The 13,884-nt window shown below is 43.6% G+C and carries 24 protein-coding genes; all 24 read right to left on the bottom strand.

The annotated features are described in order from the left end of the window. The 24 genes from rplO to fusA all read right to left on the bottom strand — a co-directional run bounded on the left by rplO (window position 1) and on the right by fusA (window position 13,870). Window positions 1-441 carry a 50S ribosomal protein L15 gene (gene rplO, locus SB847_RS19830; RefSeq protein WP_003156499.1) on the bottom strand — a complete coding sequence of 147 codons (441 nt, stop codon included), beginning with the start codon at window positions 439-441 and terminating at the stop codon, window positions 1-3. Between the two features lie 30 nt (window positions 442-471). Then, window positions 472-651, bottom strand: a complete 180-nt coding sequence (gene rpmD, locus SB847_RS19825) for a 50S ribosomal protein L30 (RefSeq protein WP_003156497.1) — start codon at window positions 649-651, stop codon at window positions 472-474. Between the two features lie 13 nt (window positions 652-664). After that, window positions 665-1,165 (bottom strand): 30S ribosomal protein S5, encoded by a 501-nt coding sequence (gene rpsE, locus SB847_RS19820; protein WP_003328273.1) that lies wholly within the window; start codon window positions 1,163-1,165, stop codon window positions 665-667. A 24-nt stretch (window positions 1,166-1,189) separates the two neighbouring features. Continuing rightward, window positions 1,190-1,552 carry a 50S ribosomal protein L18 gene (rplR, locus tag SB847_RS19815; RefSeq protein ID WP_003156492.1) on the bottom strand — a complete coding sequence of 121 codons (363 nt, stop codon included), beginning with the start codon at window positions 1,550-1,552 and terminating at the stop codon, window positions 1,190-1,192. Between the two features lie 34 nt (window positions 1,553-1,586). Beyond that, window positions 1,587-2,126, bottom strand: coding sequence for a 50S ribosomal protein L6 (gene rplF / locus SB847_RS19810; protein WP_003156490.1), 540 nt, complete (start codon window positions 2,124-2,126; stop codon window positions 1,587-1,589). A 30-nt stretch (window positions 2,127-2,156) separates the two neighbouring features. Beyond that, complete coding sequence (rpsH, locus tag SB847_RS19805; RefSeq protein WP_003156489.1) at window positions 2,157-2,555, bottom strand: 30S ribosomal protein S8; 399 nt, start codon at window positions 2,553-2,555, stop codon at window positions 2,157-2,159. 31 nt (window positions 2,556-2,586) lie between these two features. Next, entirely contained in the window at window positions 2,587-2,772 is a 186-nt protein-coding gene (rpsN, locus tag SB847_RS19800) for a 30S ribosomal protein S14 (protein WP_003156488.1), read from the bottom strand. 22 nt (window positions 2,773-2,794) lie between these two features. Further along, entirely contained in the window at window positions 2,795-3,334 is a 540-nt protein-coding gene (gene rplE / locus SB847_RS19795; RefSeq protein WP_003156487.1) for a 50S ribosomal protein L5, read from the bottom strand. Window positions 3,335-3,360: 26 nt separating this feature from the next. Continuing rightward, window positions 3,361-3,672 (bottom strand): 50S ribosomal protein L24, encoded by a 312-nt coding sequence (gene rplX / locus SB847_RS19790; RefSeq protein ID WP_003156486.1) that lies wholly within the window; start codon window positions 3,670-3,672, stop codon window positions 3,361-3,363. 36 nt (window positions 3,673-3,708) lie between these two features. After that, window positions 3,709-4,077: a 50S ribosomal protein L14 gene (gene rplN, locus SB847_RS19785; RefSeq protein ID WP_007410404.1), complete on the bottom strand. Its 369-nt coding sequence runs from the start codon at window positions 4,075-4,077 to the stop codon at window positions 3,709-3,711. A gap of 40 nt (window positions 4,078-4,117) precedes the next feature. Further along, entirely contained in the window at window positions 4,118-4,381 is a 264-nt protein-coding gene (rpsQ, locus tag SB847_RS19780) for a 30S ribosomal protein S17 (protein ID WP_003156484.1), read from the bottom strand. 22 nt (window positions 4,382-4,403) lie between these two features. After that, window positions 4,404-4,604 (bottom strand): 50S ribosomal protein L29, encoded by a 201-nt coding sequence (rpmC, locus tag SB847_RS19775; RefSeq protein ID WP_003156482.1) that lies wholly within the window; start codon window positions 4,602-4,604, stop codon window positions 4,404-4,406. Further along, window positions 4,594-5,028 (bottom strand): 50S ribosomal protein L16, encoded by a 435-nt coding sequence (gene rplP / locus SB847_RS19770; protein ID WP_003156478.1) that lies wholly within the window; start codon window positions 5,026-5,028, stop codon window positions 4,594-4,596. Before rplP ends, rpmC begins: the two co-directional genes overlap by 11 nt. 1 nt (window position 5,029) lies before the next feature. After that, the gene (rpsC, locus tag SB847_RS19765; RefSeq protein WP_003156476.1) at window positions 5,030-5,686 is read right to left on the bottom strand and encodes a 30S ribosomal protein S3; all 657 of its coding nucleotides are present in this window, start codon (window positions 5,684-5,686) and stop codon (window positions 5,030-5,032) included. A 3-nt stretch (window positions 5,687-5,689) separates the two neighbouring features. Beyond that, window positions 5,690-6,031, bottom strand: coding sequence for a 50S ribosomal protein L22 (gene rplV, locus SB847_RS19760; protein WP_003156475.1), 342 nt, complete (start codon window positions 6,029-6,031; stop codon window positions 5,690-5,692). Between the two features lie 16 nt (window positions 6,032-6,047). Beyond that, the gene (gene rpsS, locus SB847_RS19755; protein WP_003156472.1) at window positions 6,048-6,326 is read right to left on the bottom strand and encodes a 30S ribosomal protein S19; all 279 of its coding nucleotides are present in this window, start codon (window positions 6,324-6,326) and stop codon (window positions 6,048-6,050) included. A 57-nt stretch (window positions 6,327-6,383) separates the two neighbouring features. Next, window positions 6,384-7,217 (bottom strand): 50S ribosomal protein L2, encoded by an 834-nt coding sequence (gene rplB, locus SB847_RS19750; protein ID WP_003156470.1) that lies wholly within the window; start codon window positions 7,215-7,217, stop codon window positions 6,384-6,386. A 31-nt stretch (window positions 7,218-7,248) separates the two neighbouring features. Then, window positions 7,249-7,536 carry a 50S ribosomal protein L23 gene (gene rplW, locus SB847_RS19745; protein WP_003156467.1) on the bottom strand — a complete coding sequence of 96 codons (288 nt, stop codon included), beginning with the start codon at window positions 7,534-7,536 and terminating at the stop codon, window positions 7,249-7,251. After that, window positions 7,536-8,159, bottom strand: coding sequence for a 50S ribosomal protein L4 (gene rplD, locus SB847_RS19740; RefSeq protein WP_007615239.1), 624 nt, complete (start codon window positions 8,157-8,159; stop codon window positions 7,536-7,538). The genes rplW and rplD overlap by 1 nt, the downstream gene beginning before the upstream one ends. A gap of 27 nt (window positions 8,160-8,186) precedes the next feature. Beyond that, a complete protein-coding gene (gene rplC / locus SB847_RS19735; RefSeq protein ID WP_007410402.1) occupies window positions 8,187-8,816 on the bottom strand; it encodes a 50S ribosomal protein L3 in 630 nt (209 codons plus the stop codon). Window positions 8,817-8,855: 39 nt separating this feature from the next. Beyond that, the gene (rpsJ, locus tag SB847_RS19730; protein WP_003156464.1) at window positions 8,856-9,164 is read right to left on the bottom strand and encodes a 30S ribosomal protein S10; all 309 of its coding nucleotides are present in this window, start codon (window positions 9,162-9,164) and stop codon (window positions 8,856-8,858) included. Window positions 9,165-9,412: 248 nt separating this feature from the next. Continuing rightward, a complete protein-coding gene (locus tag SB847_RS19725) occupies window positions 9,413-10,378 on the bottom strand; it encodes an alpha/beta fold hydrolase (protein WP_410565209.1) in 966 nt (321 codons plus the stop codon). 103 nt (window positions 10,379-10,481) lie between these two features. Beyond that, window positions 10,482-11,672 carry an elongation factor Tu gene (gene tuf / locus SB847_RS19720; RefSeq protein WP_007410400.1) on the bottom strand — a complete coding sequence of 397 codons (1,191 nt, stop codon included), beginning with the start codon at window positions 11,670-11,672 and terminating at the stop codon, window positions 10,482-10,484. Window positions 11,673-11,791: 119 nt separating this feature from the next. Then, a complete protein-coding gene (fusA, locus tag SB847_RS19715; protein ID WP_007410399.1) occupies window positions 11,792-13,870 on the bottom strand; it encodes an elongation factor G in 2,079 nt (692 codons plus the stop codon). Between the last annotated feature and the right edge of the window lie 14 nt (window positions 13,871-13,884).

The raw sequence follows: 13,884 nt of genomic DNA, 5'->3' as shown, positions 1-13,884 counted from the left end.
TTAGATCACCTCAGCTGTACCGCCAGCAGCTTCAACAGCTTCTTTCGCAGAAGCAGAGAATTTATTGGCTTTTACAGTTAATTTTTTCTCTAATTTACCGTTGCCAAGAATCTTTACTCCTGCATTAAGTTTGCTAATAACACCAGTCTCAAGAAGAAGTTCAGGAGTGACTTCCGTTCCTTCCGCAAAACCGTTCAATTTGTCTACGTTCACAATAGCGTATTCCTTACGGTTGATGTTTGTAAAACCGCGTTTAGGAAGACGTTGGAATAAAGGCATTTGTCCCCCCTCGAATCCAGGGCGTACACCGCCGCCAGAACGAGCGTTTTGACCTTTGTGACCTTTACCAGCTGTTTTACCGTTACCAGAACCAATACCACGACCTACGCGATTGCGTACTTTACGTGAACCTTCTGAAGGCTTTAATTCATGAAGTTTCATTAGGACACCTCCTTAGCCTATAATTTATTTTTATTGTTCTTTAACAGAAACTAGATGAGATACTTTATTAATCATACCGCGGATCGCAGCGTTATCTTCATGAACGACAGTTTGGTTTGTTTTCTTTAAACCAAGTGTTCTTACAGTAACGCGCTGATCTTCCGGGCGACCGATTACACTGCGTTTGAGGGTAATTTCTAATTTAGCCATTAATGTTCCCTCCTTATCCTAACAGTTCTTCTACAGATTTTCCACGAAGCTTCGCAACGTCTTCGGCACGTTTAAGCTCACTTAAACCTTGAAGTGTTGCACGGATCATGTTGATCGGTGTGTTAGAACCTAAAGACTTAGAAAGGATATCAGCAACGCCAGCAAGCTCAAGTACCGCACGTACAGGGCCTCCAGCGATAACTCCAGTACCTTCAGAAGCAGGTTTCAACAAGATATTGCCTGCACCGAAACGTCCGATGATTTCGTGTGGAATCGTAGTTCCAACCATTGGTACTTCAATCAAATTCTTTTTCGCATCTTCAACAGCTTTGCGGATTGCTTCAGGTACTTCTTGTGCTTTACCAGTACCGAAACCTACGTGACCGTTTTTGTCACCGACAACGACTAGAGCTGCGAAACGGAAACGACGACCACCTTTAACAACTTTCGCTACGCGGTTAACCGTAACTAAGCGTTCTTCTAACTCTAATTTGCTTGGGTCAATACGACGCATAATCATGTGTCCCTCCTTTTTTTATTAAAATTTCAGTCCGGCTTCACGAGCTGCATCGGCCAGAGCTTTTACACGTCCATGGTATAAGTATCCGCCGCGGTCAAATACTACGTCAGAAACACCTTTCTCAGAAGCGCGTTTCGCAACGAGTTCACCGACTTTAGCAGCAGCAGCGCTGTCACCAGTGCTTTCCACGTTCAAATCTTTATCGAGAGTAGAGGCACTAGCAAGTGTAACGCCATTTACATCATCGATGATTTGAGCATAAATGTGTTTGTTTGAACGGAACACATTCAGACGAGGTCTTTCAGCTGTGCCTGAAAGTTTAGCACGAACACGGGCATGTCTTTTTTGACGAGCAGCATTTTTGCTAGTTTTCGTAATCATCCTTAGGTCACTCCTTTCTTCACTTTAAGCGGTCTTACTTAGCAGATTTACCTTCTTTACGGCGAACAACTTCACCTTCGTAGCGGATTCCTTTACCTTTGTAAGGCTCTGGAGAACGTACAGCGCGGATGTTAGCAGCGATAGCTCCTACACGCTCTTTGTCTGTACCTTTTACAACTACTTTAGTTTGAGAAGGAACTTCGATTTCGATGCCCTCTTCAGGAACGATCTCAACAGGATGAGAGTATCCAACGTTTAAAACAAGTTTGTTTCCGGATTTAGCCGCACGATAACCGACACCGACTAATTCCAAACCTCTTTCAAATCCTTTAGATACGCCTTCAACCATGTTTCCAAGCAGACTGCGAGTCGTACCATGCAGCGCACGGTGCTCTTTGTGATCAGAAGGACGAGTAACTGTAAGCACGTTGTCCTCAATTTTGATTTCCATATCAGGATGGAAAGTACGAGTTAATTCTCCTTTTGGTCCTTTTACAGCTACAGTGTTGCCTTCGTTCAGCGTTACTGTAACTCCAGAAGGGATCTCAAGCAGTTTTTTTCCTACACGAGACATACTAAAACACCTCCATTCTTGTTAAACTTCTTACCAAACGTATGCTAGAACTTCTCCACCAGCTTGTTTTGCACGGGCTTCTTTGTCCGTTAAAACACCTTGTGATGTAGAAATAATCGCGATTCCAAGACCGTTAAGTACGCGAGGTACTTCATTTGATTTAGCGTATACACGCAAACCTGGTTTGCTGATTCTTTTAAGACCAGTGATAACGCGCTCGTTGTTTTGTCCGTATTTCAAGAAAACGCGGATGATACCTTGTTTGCTGTCTTCTACGAACTCAACGTCACGAATGAAACCTTCACGCTTTAAAATGTCAGCAATTTCTCTTTTCAATTTAGAAGCAGGAATTTCAAGCTTCTCATGACGTACCATGTTTGCATTGCGAATACGAGTCAGCATATCTGCAATTGGATCTGTCATAACCATTATATAATTACCTCCTTCCCATTCTTGGGGATTACCAGCTGGCTTTTTTCACGCCAGGAATTTGTCCTTTATATGCAAGCTCACGGAAACAAATACGGCAAAGTTTAAATTTACGAATGACTGAGTGCGGACGTCCGCAGCGTTCACAGCGAGTGTACTCTTGCACTTTAAACTTTGGTGTACGTTGTTGTTTCGCAATCATTGACTTTTTAGCCACGATTTCGCCTCCCTTTCATTGATTATTTCTGGAACGGCATACCTACTTGAGTTAATAGCTCACGAGCCTCTTCGTCAGAGTTAGCAGTCGTTACGATAACGATGTCCATTCCGCGAACCTTTGTTACTTTATCGTAGTCAATTTCAGGGAAGATTAACTGTTCTTTGATACCAAGAGTGTAGTTTCCGCGACCGTCGAAAGATTTCTTAGAAATCCCGCGGAAGTCACGTACACGCGGTAAAGATACAGAAATAAGTTTATCAAGGAAATCATACATGCGCTCTCCGCGAAGAGTTACTTTCGCACCGATAGGCATTCCCTCACGAAGACGGAATCCAGCAATTGATTTCTTCGCACGAGTAACGACAGGTTTTTGACCTGCGATAAACGTTAATTCTTCAACAGCACTGTCGATTGCTTTCGCGTTTTGAACAGCATCACCAACACCCATGTTGATTACGATTTTTTCGATTTTTGGCACCTGCATAACAGAGTCGTAGTTGAACTTCGTCATTAAAGCAGGTGAAATTTCTTTATTGTACTTTTCTTTAAGGCGGTTCATGAGATAGACCTCCCTTCCTTTAAATACTATTTATCTAAGACTTGCCCAGATTTTTTTGCAACACGAACTTTTTTGCCATCTTCCACTTTGTATCCTACGCGAGTCACTTCACCTGTTTTAGGATCGAGCGGCATAACGTTTGATACATGAATTGGCGCCTCTTGATTAGAAATACCGCCTTGAGGGTTTGCTTGAGTTGGTTTAGAGTGCTTCTTCACCATGTTTACGCCCTCAACTAGAACGCGGTCCTTTTTAGGGAAAGCAGCAAGGATCGTACCTTGTTTGCCTTTATCTTTACCAGAGATAACCATTACTTTATCGCCTTTTTTCACATGCATCCTGATCGCACCTCCTTGAGTAAGGCATTTATTTCATTAGATAACTTCTGGAGCCAGAGAAACAATTTTCATGAAGTTGTTTTCACGTAATTCACGGGCAACCGGTCCGAAGATACGAGTTCCACGCGGGCTCTTGTCGTCACGGATGATAACACATGCATTCTCATCGAAGCTGATGTATGATCCGTCAGTTCTGCGTGCTCCGCTTTTTGTGCGAACGATAACAGCTCTTACGACTTCACCTTTTTTGACAACGCCTCCTGGTGTTGCTTGTTTAACCGTGCAAACAATTACATCACCAATGTTAGCCGTTTTACGTCCAGAACCGCCAAGAACTTTAATAGTAAGTACCTCACGCGCACCGGAGTTGTCAGCAACTTTTAAACGAGTCTCTTGTTGAATCATTATTTGTTACCTCCCTTCGGAAAAAGAATTCCGAACTTTATTAGATAATAACAGCTTCTTCGACAACTTCTACTAGACGAAAACGCTTAGTTGCAGATAATGGACGAGTTTCCATGATCTTTACGATGTCTCCGATTTTAGCTTGGTTATTTTCATCATGTGCTTTGAATTTCTTCGAGTATTTTACGCGTTTACCGTAAATAGGATCCTTTTTGTATGTTTCAACAACAACAGTGATGGTTTTATCCATTTTGTCAGAAACAACACGGCCTTGGTAAACTTTGCGTTGGTTACGTTCGCTCATGCTCACGACCTCCCCTCAGTGATTATTTGTTGGCAGCAATTTCTCTTTCACGAATCACAGTTTTCATGCGCGCGATAGCTTTGCGCACTTCACGAATGCGAGCAGTATTTTCAAGTTGTCCTGTCGCTAATTGAAAGCGAAGATTGAAAAGTTCTTCTTTAAGAGACTTTACTTTTTGTTCAATTTCAGCAGTGGTAAGGTCACGAATTTCATTAGCTTTCATTTGATTCACCACCAATTTCTTCACGTTTTACGAACTTCGTTTTAATTGGCAATTTGTGAGATGCAAGACGAAGAGCTTCACGAGCTACCTCTTCAGACACACCAGAAATCTCAAATAAAACTTTGCCCGGTTTTACAACAGCTACCCAGCCTTCAGGAGCCCCTTTACCGGAACCCATCCGTACCTCAAGCGGTTTAGCAGTGTAAGGTTTTGAAGGGAAAATTTTAATCCAAACTTTACCGCCACGTTTCATGTAACGAGTCATCGCAATACGTGCAGCTTCGATTTGGCGGTTCGTGATCCAAGAAGCTTCAAGAGCCTGGATACCGTACTCACCAAAATGTACTTCAGTACCGCCTTTAGCGCGACCGCGCATTTTTCCGCGATGCTCTCTGCGATATTTAACGCGTTTTGGTAATAACATATTATTTTCCTCCTTCCTCAGTTTTCTTCTTAGTAGGAAGAACCTCTCCACGATAGATCCAGACTTTTACACCAAGCTTACCGTAAGTTGTGTCAGCTTCAGATGTTGCATAGTCGATGTCAGCACGCAAAGTGTGCAATGGAACAGTTCCTTCACTGTAGTATTCAGAACGAGCAATGTCAGCTCCGCCAAGACGGCCGGAAACCATTGTTTTCACACCTTGTGCTCCAGCACGCATAGTGCGTTGGATTTGTTGTTTCTGCGCACGGCGGAAAGAAATACGGTTTTCTAGTTGACGAGCGATGTTGTCAGCTACAAGCTGAGCATCAAGATCTGCTCTTTTGATTTCAAGAATGTTAATGTGTACACGCTTGCCAGTAAGGCTGTTAAGGGCTTTACGAAGTGCTTCAACTTCAGATCCGCCTTTACCGATTACCATACCAGGCTTAGCAGTGTGGATCGTAATGTTAACGCGGTTTGCTGCGCGCTCGATTTCTACTTTAGAAACAGAAGCGTCAGAAAGGCGTTTGCTAATGAATTCACGAATTTTTAAATCTTCGTGCAGGAAGTCAGCGTAATCTTTACCAGCGTACCACTTAGATTCCCAATCACGAATGACTCCGATACGAAGACCGACTGGATTTACCTTTTGACCCACTACTTATCCCTCCTTCTTTTCTGATACAACGATTGTAATGTGGCTCGTACGTTTGTTGATTTGGCTCGCACGTCCCATAGCACGCGGGCGGAATCTTTTTAACGTTGGGCCTTCGTCAACAAATGCCTGAGAAATAACCAGATTGTTAGCGTCCATCTCGTAGTTGTGCTCAGCATTTGCGATAGCAGATTTTAAAACTTTTTCGATGATCGGAGAAGCAGCTCTCGGAGTTAAGTTCAGGATAGATACTGCTTCGCCTACTTGCTTACCTCGAATCAGGTCCATTACTAGACGTGCTTTACGAGGAGCAATACGGACTGTTCTTGCAACAGCTTTAGCTTGCATTTAAAAGCCTCCTCTCTTAGCGTCTTGTTTTTTTATCGTCACTGGCGTGGCCTTTGTAAGTACGAGTCGGTGCGAATTCGCCCAACTTGTGGCCTACCATGTCTTCAGAAATGAATACAGGCACGTGTTTACGTCCGTCATATACTGCGATAGTGTGACCGATAAATTGTGGGAAAATAGTTGAACGGCGAGACCAAGTTTTTACAACTTGTTTCTTGTCCGTTTCATTTAATTTCTCGATTTTTGTCATCAAGTGTCCATCGACAAATGGTCCTTTTTTCAAGCTGCGAGCCATTTTGGAACCTCCCTTCGTGATTGCACTACGGTCCGTAATGAACCGTAGACAACCCCGTTATTTATTTTTACGACGACGTACGATAAATTTATCAGATTTGTTCTTTTTCTTACGTGTCTTGAATCCAAGAGTCGGTTTGCCCCAAGGAGACATTGGTGATTTACGTCCGATTGGCGCGCGACCTTCACCACCACCGTGCGGGTGATCGTTAGGGTTCATTACAGAACCGCGGACTGTAGGGCGGATGCCTTTCCAGCGAGAGCGTCCTGCTTTACCAACGTTGATAAGTTCGTGCTGCTCGTTACCTACTTGACCGATAGAAGCGCGGCAAGCAGAAAGGATCATGCGAACTTCACCAGAGTTAAGACGTACAAGAACGTATTTGCCTTCTTTACCAAGAACCTGAGCAGATGTACCAGCTGAACGTACAAGCTGTCCGCCTTTACCAGGTTTTAATTCAATGTTATGCACAACTGTACCAACAGGGATGTTGATAAGCGGAAGTGCGTTACCTACTTTGATGTCAGCTTCAGGGCCGGACATGATTTCAGTACCTACTTGAATTCCTTTTGGTGCAAGAATGTAACGTTTTTCTCCGTCTACATAGTTGATTAGTGCAATGTTAGCTGAACGGTTTGGATCGTACTCAACTGTAGCAACGCGTCCAGGTATACCATCTTTATCGCGTTTGAAGTCGATAACACGGTATTGGCGTTTGTGTCCGCCACCTTGGTGACGTACAGTCAATTTACCTTGGTTGTTACGTCCGCCTTTTTTGTGAAGGGGCGCAAGCAAGGATTTTTCCGGCTGGTCAGTCGTGATTTCAGCAAAATCTGAAGTTGTCATGCCACGACGTCCGTTAGAGGTCGGTTTATACTTTTTAATCGCCATTTTGAATTTCCCTCCTTCTTTTTACAGATAATTAAGCTTCAAAAATTTCGATTTCTTTGCTGTCTGCAGTAAGTTTTACGATCGCTTTTCTGCGACGGCTAGTCATACCAGTGTAGCGGCCGACACGTTTTGATTTCCCTTTGTAGTTCATGATGTTGACTTTGTCAACTTTCACTCCAAAGATACTTTCAACTGCATCTTTCACTTCTGTTTTGTTAGCTCTTACATCAACTTCAAAAGTATATTTTTTTTCAGTCATTAAATCAGCAGAACGTTCAGTAATGACGGGGCGCTTAAGAACATCACGAGGATCTTTCATTATGCAAGCACCTCCTCTACTTTTTCAACCGCAGCTTTTGTAATCAGAAGCTTCTCGTGGTTGACAACGTCTAACACGTTGATTCCGTTAGCTTGAACAACTGTAACTCCAGGGATGTTGCGTGCAGAAAGAGATACTGCTTCGTTTGCATCCGCAGTTACGATTAAAGCTTTTTTCTCAACAGATAATCCTTTAAGGATAGCTGCCATTTCTTTTGTTTTAACCGTATCAAGAGTAAGATCTTCAAGAACAATAATGTTGTTGTCGTTCACTTTAGAAGACAATACTGATTTGATTGCCAAGCGGCGAACTTTTTTAGGTAATTTGTAAGAATAGCTGCGTGGTGTTGGGCCGAATACGACACCACCTCCGCGCCATTGCGGTGAACGGATTGAACCTTGACGGGCACGACCTGTACCTTTTTGACGCCATGGTTTGCGACCTCCGCCGCGTACTTCAGAACGATTTTTTACTTTGTGAGATCCTTGACGTAAGGAAGCTCTTTGCATAAGAATAGCGTCGAATACTACGCTCTCATTTGGCTCAATTCCAAATACAGACGCGTTTAATTCGATATCACCAGCAGTAGAACCGTTTTGGTTGTATAATGCTACTTTTGGCATGATCAATTTCCTCCTTTCCTAAGAGACTTATTTAGATTTAACAGCACTTTTAACAGTGATTAAAGTTTTTCTCGCACCAGGTACGTTACCTTTAATCAAAAGAAGATTGCGCTCAGCATCTACTTTTACGATTTCAAGGTTTTGGACAGTGATTTGATCTCCGCCCATGCGTCCAGGTAATAGTTTACCTTTGAATACACGGTTAGGATCTACAGGTCCCATTGAACCAGGACGACGGTGGTAGCGTGAACCGTGAGACATAGGTCCGCGAGATTGTCCGTGGCGCTTGATTGCACCTTGGAAACCTTTACCTTTAGATACTCCTGTTACATCTACGATTTCTCCTGCAGAGAAAATTTCAACCTTGACTTCCTGACCAATTTCATACGCATCCATATCCACGCCGCGTAATTCTTTAACGAAGCGCTTAGGAGCAGTTTCCGCTTTTGCAACGTGTCCTTTTTCCGGTTTGTTTGAAAGCTTTTCACGCTTATCGTCAAAACCAAGCTGGATCGCTTCATAGCCATCGTTTTCAGCTGTTTTCTTTTGAAGAACAACGTTTGGAGCTGCTTCAATAACAGTTACCGGAATAAGATCACCGTTCTCTGCGAATACTTGCGTCATACCAATTTTTCTTCCTAAGATTCCTTTGGTCATTCGTCACACCTCCTATTAAGATCATTCTATATTTTAGAATTAAAGTTTGATTTCGATATCGACACCAGATGGTAAGTCTAATCGCATGAGAGCATCAACAGTTTGTGGTGTTGGGTTCACAATGTCGATTAAACGTTTATGTGTACGCATTTCAAATTGCTCACGAGAATCTTTGTATTTGTGCACCGCACGAAGGATTGTGTAAACTGATTTTTCAGTTGGCAACGGAATCGGACCAGATACGCTGGCACCAGAACGTTTTGCCGTTTCAACAATCTTCTCTGCAGATTGATCAAGGATTCTATGATCATATGCTTTTAAACGAATACGAATTTTTTGTTTTGCCATTATTTTCCCTCCTTTTCGCCTACATCACGTTAGACAGTTCTCCGTGAGAAAAACCTGATCACCTTGCCATGGCAAAGCGGCCGGGTGTGTCAGCAACCTCTCACTTCATCGCAGTCAAAGACCAACATACACTATTATACAGAAAATAGACGCATGTTGCAAGGTTTATTTAAAGAACCTTGTGGTTTTCACACTTTGATTATTATACAGGTGATAACATGATTAATCAAGGATATGCCTGTTTTCTTTCAGAGATGGAACGATGCGAACCGGCTGACAACTTCGGCAAAGCGATCCGGTTCCTCCAAGTGAGGCGAATGGGCTGAGTTTTCAAACCAATGCCATTCTTTATACGGCGCATCAACCTTCTGATAATATTCATAAGACGTCGTTCCCGGGACCGTCAAATCGTATCTCCCTGACATAAAACAGCACGGTATTATAATAGAAGAAACTGATTCTCCGGCATCAAAGAAAATGAGATCCTCCCACAGGTGTTTCAGGCTGAACATTTGTCCCCGCGCGGCTAAGAAGCTCCCTCTCACACCGTACGGTTCACCAAACAGCATTCGCCCCCCTGCTTTAAGAGCACCGATCGGATGATGGGTAAAGCCCCCTCCCCTCATCTCGATACATAGCAGAAATAACGATCGCTGCAGCTGTTTCTCCCATGGAGGCGCTCCGATAAAGCTCAGCGTCTTTTCCAGCAGGAAATGTTTCCGTTGCCTGCTCCATTCCATCATCAGCCGGTAAGCTTCCGTTTCTTCCTTTTGAATATTAACCACCTGACTGATACCGATATACCCATAATACAAATCAGGTCTCTCTTGAAGAACAGGAAGCGCCAGAACTGAACCCCACGAATAGCCGGCGATATATATTTTTTGCCTGCTGAATTGCTTGCATAAGCGTTCGGTCAAATGAACGGTATCGGCTGTCAGCTGATCCAAAGTCATAGATGAACCCGGAATTTCCTTTGAATAAGAGAGACCCGCCCCTCTCTGATCCCAGTTCACAACGGTGAAATGCTTTTCCAGCTTATTCTGGTATTTTCTCGCATAGCCGATTTGAGGCGTGCCGGGACCGCCGTGCAAAAACAAAAGCAGCGGATTACTCCTGTCATCACCATTAATCATAATGGTTTGTTCACTGCCATTAATCAGCAATTGCTGAAGCATTGAAATACGATTGGTTTTCTTGAAGTTATCGTTCATCGGTCTGCTCCTAAAATTTGTATACGTTCTATTATACATGGAATCAGCGGGGAAACAAAAAAGCGAGGCCCCATAAGGGACCCCGCATTAATGAACGAGTCGATTACTCAGTGATTGTAGAAACAACGCCTGAACCAACTGTACGTCCGCCTTCACGAATAGAGAAACGAGTTCCTTCTTCGATAGCGATTGTAGAGATAAGTTCAACGATCATTTCAGTGTTATCTCCAGGCATAACCATTTCTACGCCTTCTGGAAGATTGATGATACCAGTTACGTCAGTTGTACGGAAGTAGAACTGAGGACGGTAGTTAGAGAAGAATGGAGTATGACGTCCACCCTCTTCTTTAGAAAGAACGTAAACTTCAGCTTTGAATTTGCTGTGTGGAGTGATTGTACCTGGTTTAGCAAGTACTTGTCCACGTTGGATGTCTTCACGAGCTACACCGCGAAGAAGTGCACCGATGTTGTCTCCAGCTTCAGCGTAGTCAAGAAGCTTACGGAACATTTCAACACCTGTAACAGTTGTTTTGCTGTTTTCTTCTTGAAGACCGATGATTTCAACTTCGTCACCGACTTTAACTTGTCCGCGTTCTACACGGCCAGTAGCAACTGTACCACGACCAGTGATTGAGAATACGTCCTCAACTGGCATCATGAATGGTTTGTCAGTGTCGCGTTCTGGAGTTGGGATGTACTCATCAACTGCAGCCATAAGTTCAAGAATTTTTTCTTCGTACTCAGCGTCACCTTCAAGAGCTTTAAGAGCAGAACCTTTAACAACTGGTACATCATCACCAGGGAAGTCGTATTCGCTAAGAAGATCGCGAACTTCCATTTCAACAAGCTCAAGAAGCTCTTCGTCGTCTACCATGTCGCATTTGTTAAGGAATACTACGATGTATGGTACACCAACGTTTTTAGAAAGAAGGATGTGCTCACGAGTTTGTGGCATTGGGCCATCAGCAGCAGATACTACAAGGATAGCTCCGTCCATTTGCGCAGCACCAGTGATCATGTTTTTAACATAGTCAGCGTGTCCTGGGCAGTCAACGTGTGCATAGTGACGAGTGTCAGTTTCGTACTCAACGTGTGCAGTAGAGATTGTGATACCGCGCTCACGTTCTTCTGGAGCACCATCAATTTGATCGTACGCCATAGCTGTACCTTTACCAGATTTCTTATGAAGTACTGTTGAGATAGCAGCAGTTAATGTTGTTTTACCATGGTCAACGTGTCCAATTGTACCGATATTGGCATGTGATTTGGAACGGTCGAATTTTTCTTTAGCCATTCTAAAATCCTCCTTAAGAGCTTTTAATTAGTAATGTATAGAGTGATAGAAAGTGAAAGCAAGCTCTCACTTCCTCATCTTACAATAGTAGTTATACTTGAGTTAAGTGGCAAAATCAATTATTCGCCTTTATTTTTTTTGATAATTTCTTCAGCGATGCTCTTCGGCACTTCTTCGTAGTGATCCATGAACATTGTGAACGTACCGCGTCCTTGCGTGTTAGAACGAAGGGCAGTAGCGTAACCGAACATTTCAGCAAGAGGTACCATCGCACGCACAACTTGAGCGTTACCGCGAGCTTCCATACCTTCTACGCGTCCGCGACGAGAAGTAACATCACCCATGATGTCTCCCATGTATTCTTCAGGAATAACAACTTCAACTTTCATGATTGGTTCAAGAAGAACTGGGTTACATTTGCTGACTGCATTTTTCAATGCCATAGAAGCAGCGACTTTAAACGCCATTTCGTTTGAGTCAACATCATGGTAAGATCCATCAAAAAGTTTCGCCTTGATGTCGATTAGCGGGAATCCGGCTAGGACACCATTTTCAAGAGAGTCTTCAAGACCTGCTTGTACGGCTGGGATGTATTCACGAGGAACAACACCACCGACGATTGCGTTTTCGAATTCAAAGCCAGCGCCTTCTTCGTTCGGTTCAAATTCGATCCAAACGTGACCGAACTGACCGCGTCCGCCTGATTGACGTACGAATTTACCTTCAACTTTTGCACCGGTACGGAATGTCTCACGGTACGCAACTTGAGGAGCACCAACGTTAGCTTCAACTTTGAACTCACGCTTCATACGATCAACAATGATATCAAGGTGAAGCTCACCCATACCAGAGATGATTGTTTGACCCGTTTCAGGGTTTGTTTGTGTACGGAATGTAGGATCTTCTTCAGCAAGTTTCGCTAAAGCGATACCCATTTTATCTTGGTCAGCTTTTGATTTAGGCTCAATCGCTACGTCGATAACAGGCTCTGGGAATTCCATTGATTCAAGGATTACAAGATCCTTCTCATCACATAGAGTATCTCCAGTAGAAGTATCTTTTAGACCTACAGCAGCTGCGATGTCTCCAGCGTAAACAGTAGAGATCTCTTCACGGCTGTTAGCGTGCATTTGAAGGATACGTCCTACGCGCTCACGCTTGCCTTTTGTAGAGTTCTTTACATATGAACCGGAATCAAGTGTACCGGAATATACGCGGAAGAATGTCAGCTTACCGACATAAGGGTCAGTCATAACTTTAAATGCAAGTGCAGAGAATGGCTCTTCATCAGAAGAATGACGAACGATCTCTTCATCTGTGTCAGGACGTACACCTTTGATTGCAGCAACATCAGTTGGCGCAGGAAGGTAGTCAAGAACAGCATCAAGTACAAGCTGAACACCTTTGTTTTTGAAAGCAGAACCAACAAGTACAGGGTAGAATTCAACATTCAGTGTACCTTTACGGATAGCAGCTTTCAGTTCAGGGATAGTGATTTCTTCACCTTCAAGGTACTTTTCCATAAGCTCTTCATCAAGCTCAGCTACAGCTTCAATCAGGCTGCTGCGAAGCTCTTCAGCTTGCTCTTTGTACTCTTCAGGGATTTCTTTCGCATCTGAACGAGTTCCAAGGTCATCTTCGTAGAAATACGCAACGTTTTCTACTAAGTCGATGATACCTTCGAAGTTGTCTTCAGCGCCGATCGGCAATTGAATTGCGTGAGCGTTAGCTTGAAGACGGTCTCTTAAAGTGCCTACAGAGTAAAGGAAGTCTGCGCCGATTTTGTCCATTTTGTTGACAAATACAACACGCGGTACTCCGTAAGTTGTTGCTTGGCGCCATACTGTTTCTGTCTGAGGCTCAACACCTGATTGAGCATCAAGTACGGCAACCGCACCATCAAGTACACGGAGTGAACGTTCAACTTCAACTGTGAAGTCTACGTGTCCCGGTGTATCGATGATGTTTACACGGTAACCTTTCCACTGTGCAGTCGTTGCTGCAGAAGTGATTGTGATACCGCGTTCTTGTTCCTGCTCCATCCAGTCCATTTGCGAAGCACCTTCGTGAGTTTCGCCAATTTTGTGGATACGGCCTGTGTAGAACAAGATCCGTTCTGTAGTAGTCGTTTTACCGGCATCGATGTGAGCCATGATCCCGATATTACGAGTTTTTTCTAAGGAGAACTCTCTTGCCATTGGGTAATTTCTCC

Source organism: Bacillus sp. SIMBA_026 (genome assembly GCF_046535335.1).
Lineage (GTDB): Bacteria > Bacillota > Bacilli > Bacillales > Bacillaceae > Bacillus > Bacillus velezensis.
This window is presented reverse-complemented; position numbering and strand designations above follow the sequence as displayed.

Bases quoted from the DNA above. Each gene is read 5' to 3' on its own strand.
- rplB (WP_003156470.1), bottom strand. From the start codon at position 7,217: ATGGCGATTAAAAAGTATAAACCGACCTCTAACGGACGTCGTGGCATG.
- rpsE (WP_003328273.1), bottom strand. From the start codon at position 1,165: ATGCGTCGTATTGACCCAAGCAAATTAGAGTTAGAAGAACGCTTAGTT.
- rplR (WP_003156492.1), bottom strand. From the start codon at position 1,552: ATGATTACGAAAACTAGCAAAAATGCTGCTCGTCAAAAAAGACATGCC.
- rplW (WP_003156467.1), bottom strand. From the start codon at position 7,536: ATGAAAGATCCTCGTGATGTTCTTAAGCGCCCCGTCATTACTGAACGT.
- SB847_RS19725 (WP_410565209.1), bottom strand. From the start codon at position 10,378: ATGAACGATAACTTCAAGAAAACCAATCGTATTTCAATGCTTCAGCAA.
- rplN (WP_007410404.1), bottom strand. From the start codon at position 4,077: ATGATTCAACAAGAGACTCGTTTAAAAGTTGCTGACAACTCCGGTGCG.
- rplE (WP_003156487.1), bottom strand. From the start codon at position 3,334: ATGAACCGCCTTAAAGAAAAGTACAATAAAGAAATTTCACCTGCTTTA.
- rplX (WP_003156486.1), bottom strand. From the start codon at position 3,672: ATGCATGTGAAAAAAGGCGATAAAGTAATGGTTATCTCTGGTAAAGAT.
- rplV (WP_003156475.1), bottom strand. From the start codon at position 6,031: ATGCAAGCTAAAGCTGTTGCAAGAACAGTCCGTATTGCTCCTCGTAAA.
- rpmC (WP_003156482.1), bottom strand. From the start codon at position 4,604: ATGAAAGCTAATGAAATTCGTGACCTTACCACTGCTGAAATTGAACAA.
- rplF (WP_003156490.1), bottom strand. From the start codon at position 2,126: ATGTCTCGTGTAGGAAAAAAACTGCTTGAGATCCCTTCTGGAGTTACA.
- rpsQ (WP_003156484.1), bottom strand. From the start codon at position 4,381: ATGAGCGAACGTAACCAACGCAAAGTTTACCAAGGCCGTGTTGTTTCT.
- rpsS (WP_003156472.1), bottom strand. From the start codon at position 6,326: ATGGCTCGCAGCTTGAAAAAAGGACCATTTGTCGATGGACACTTGATG.
- tuf (WP_007410400.1), bottom strand. From the start codon at position 11,672: ATGGCTAAAGAAAAATTCGACCGTTCCAAATCACATGCCAATATCGGT.
- rplP (WP_003156478.1), bottom strand. From the start codon at position 5,028: ATGTTATTACCAAAACGCGTTAAATATCGCAGAGAGCATCGCGGAAAA.
- rplC (WP_007410402.1), bottom strand. From the start codon at position 8,816: ATGACCAAAGGAATCTTAGGAAGAAAAATTGGTATGACGCAAGTATTC.
- rplD (WP_007615239.1), bottom strand. From the start codon at position 8,159: ATGCCAAAAGTAGCATTATACAACCAAAACGGTTCTACTGCTGGTGAT.
- fusA (WP_007410399.1), bottom strand. From the start codon at position 13,870: ATGGCAAGAGAGTTCTCCTTAGAAAAAACTCGTAATATCGGGATCATG.
- rpmD (WP_003156497.1), bottom strand. From the start codon at position 651: ATGGCTAAATTAGAAATTACCCTCAAACGCAGTGTAATCGGTCGCCCG.
- rplO (WP_003156499.1), bottom strand. From the start codon at position 441: ATGAAACTTCATGAATTAAAGCCTTCAGAAGGTTCACGTAAAGTACGC.
- rpsJ (WP_003156464.1), bottom strand. From the start codon at position 9,164: ATGGCAAAACAAAAAATTCGTATTCGTTTAAAAGCATATGATCATAGA.
- rpsH (WP_003156489.1), bottom strand. From the start codon at position 2,555: ATGGTTATGACAGATCCAATTGCAGATATGCTGACTCGTATTCGCAAT.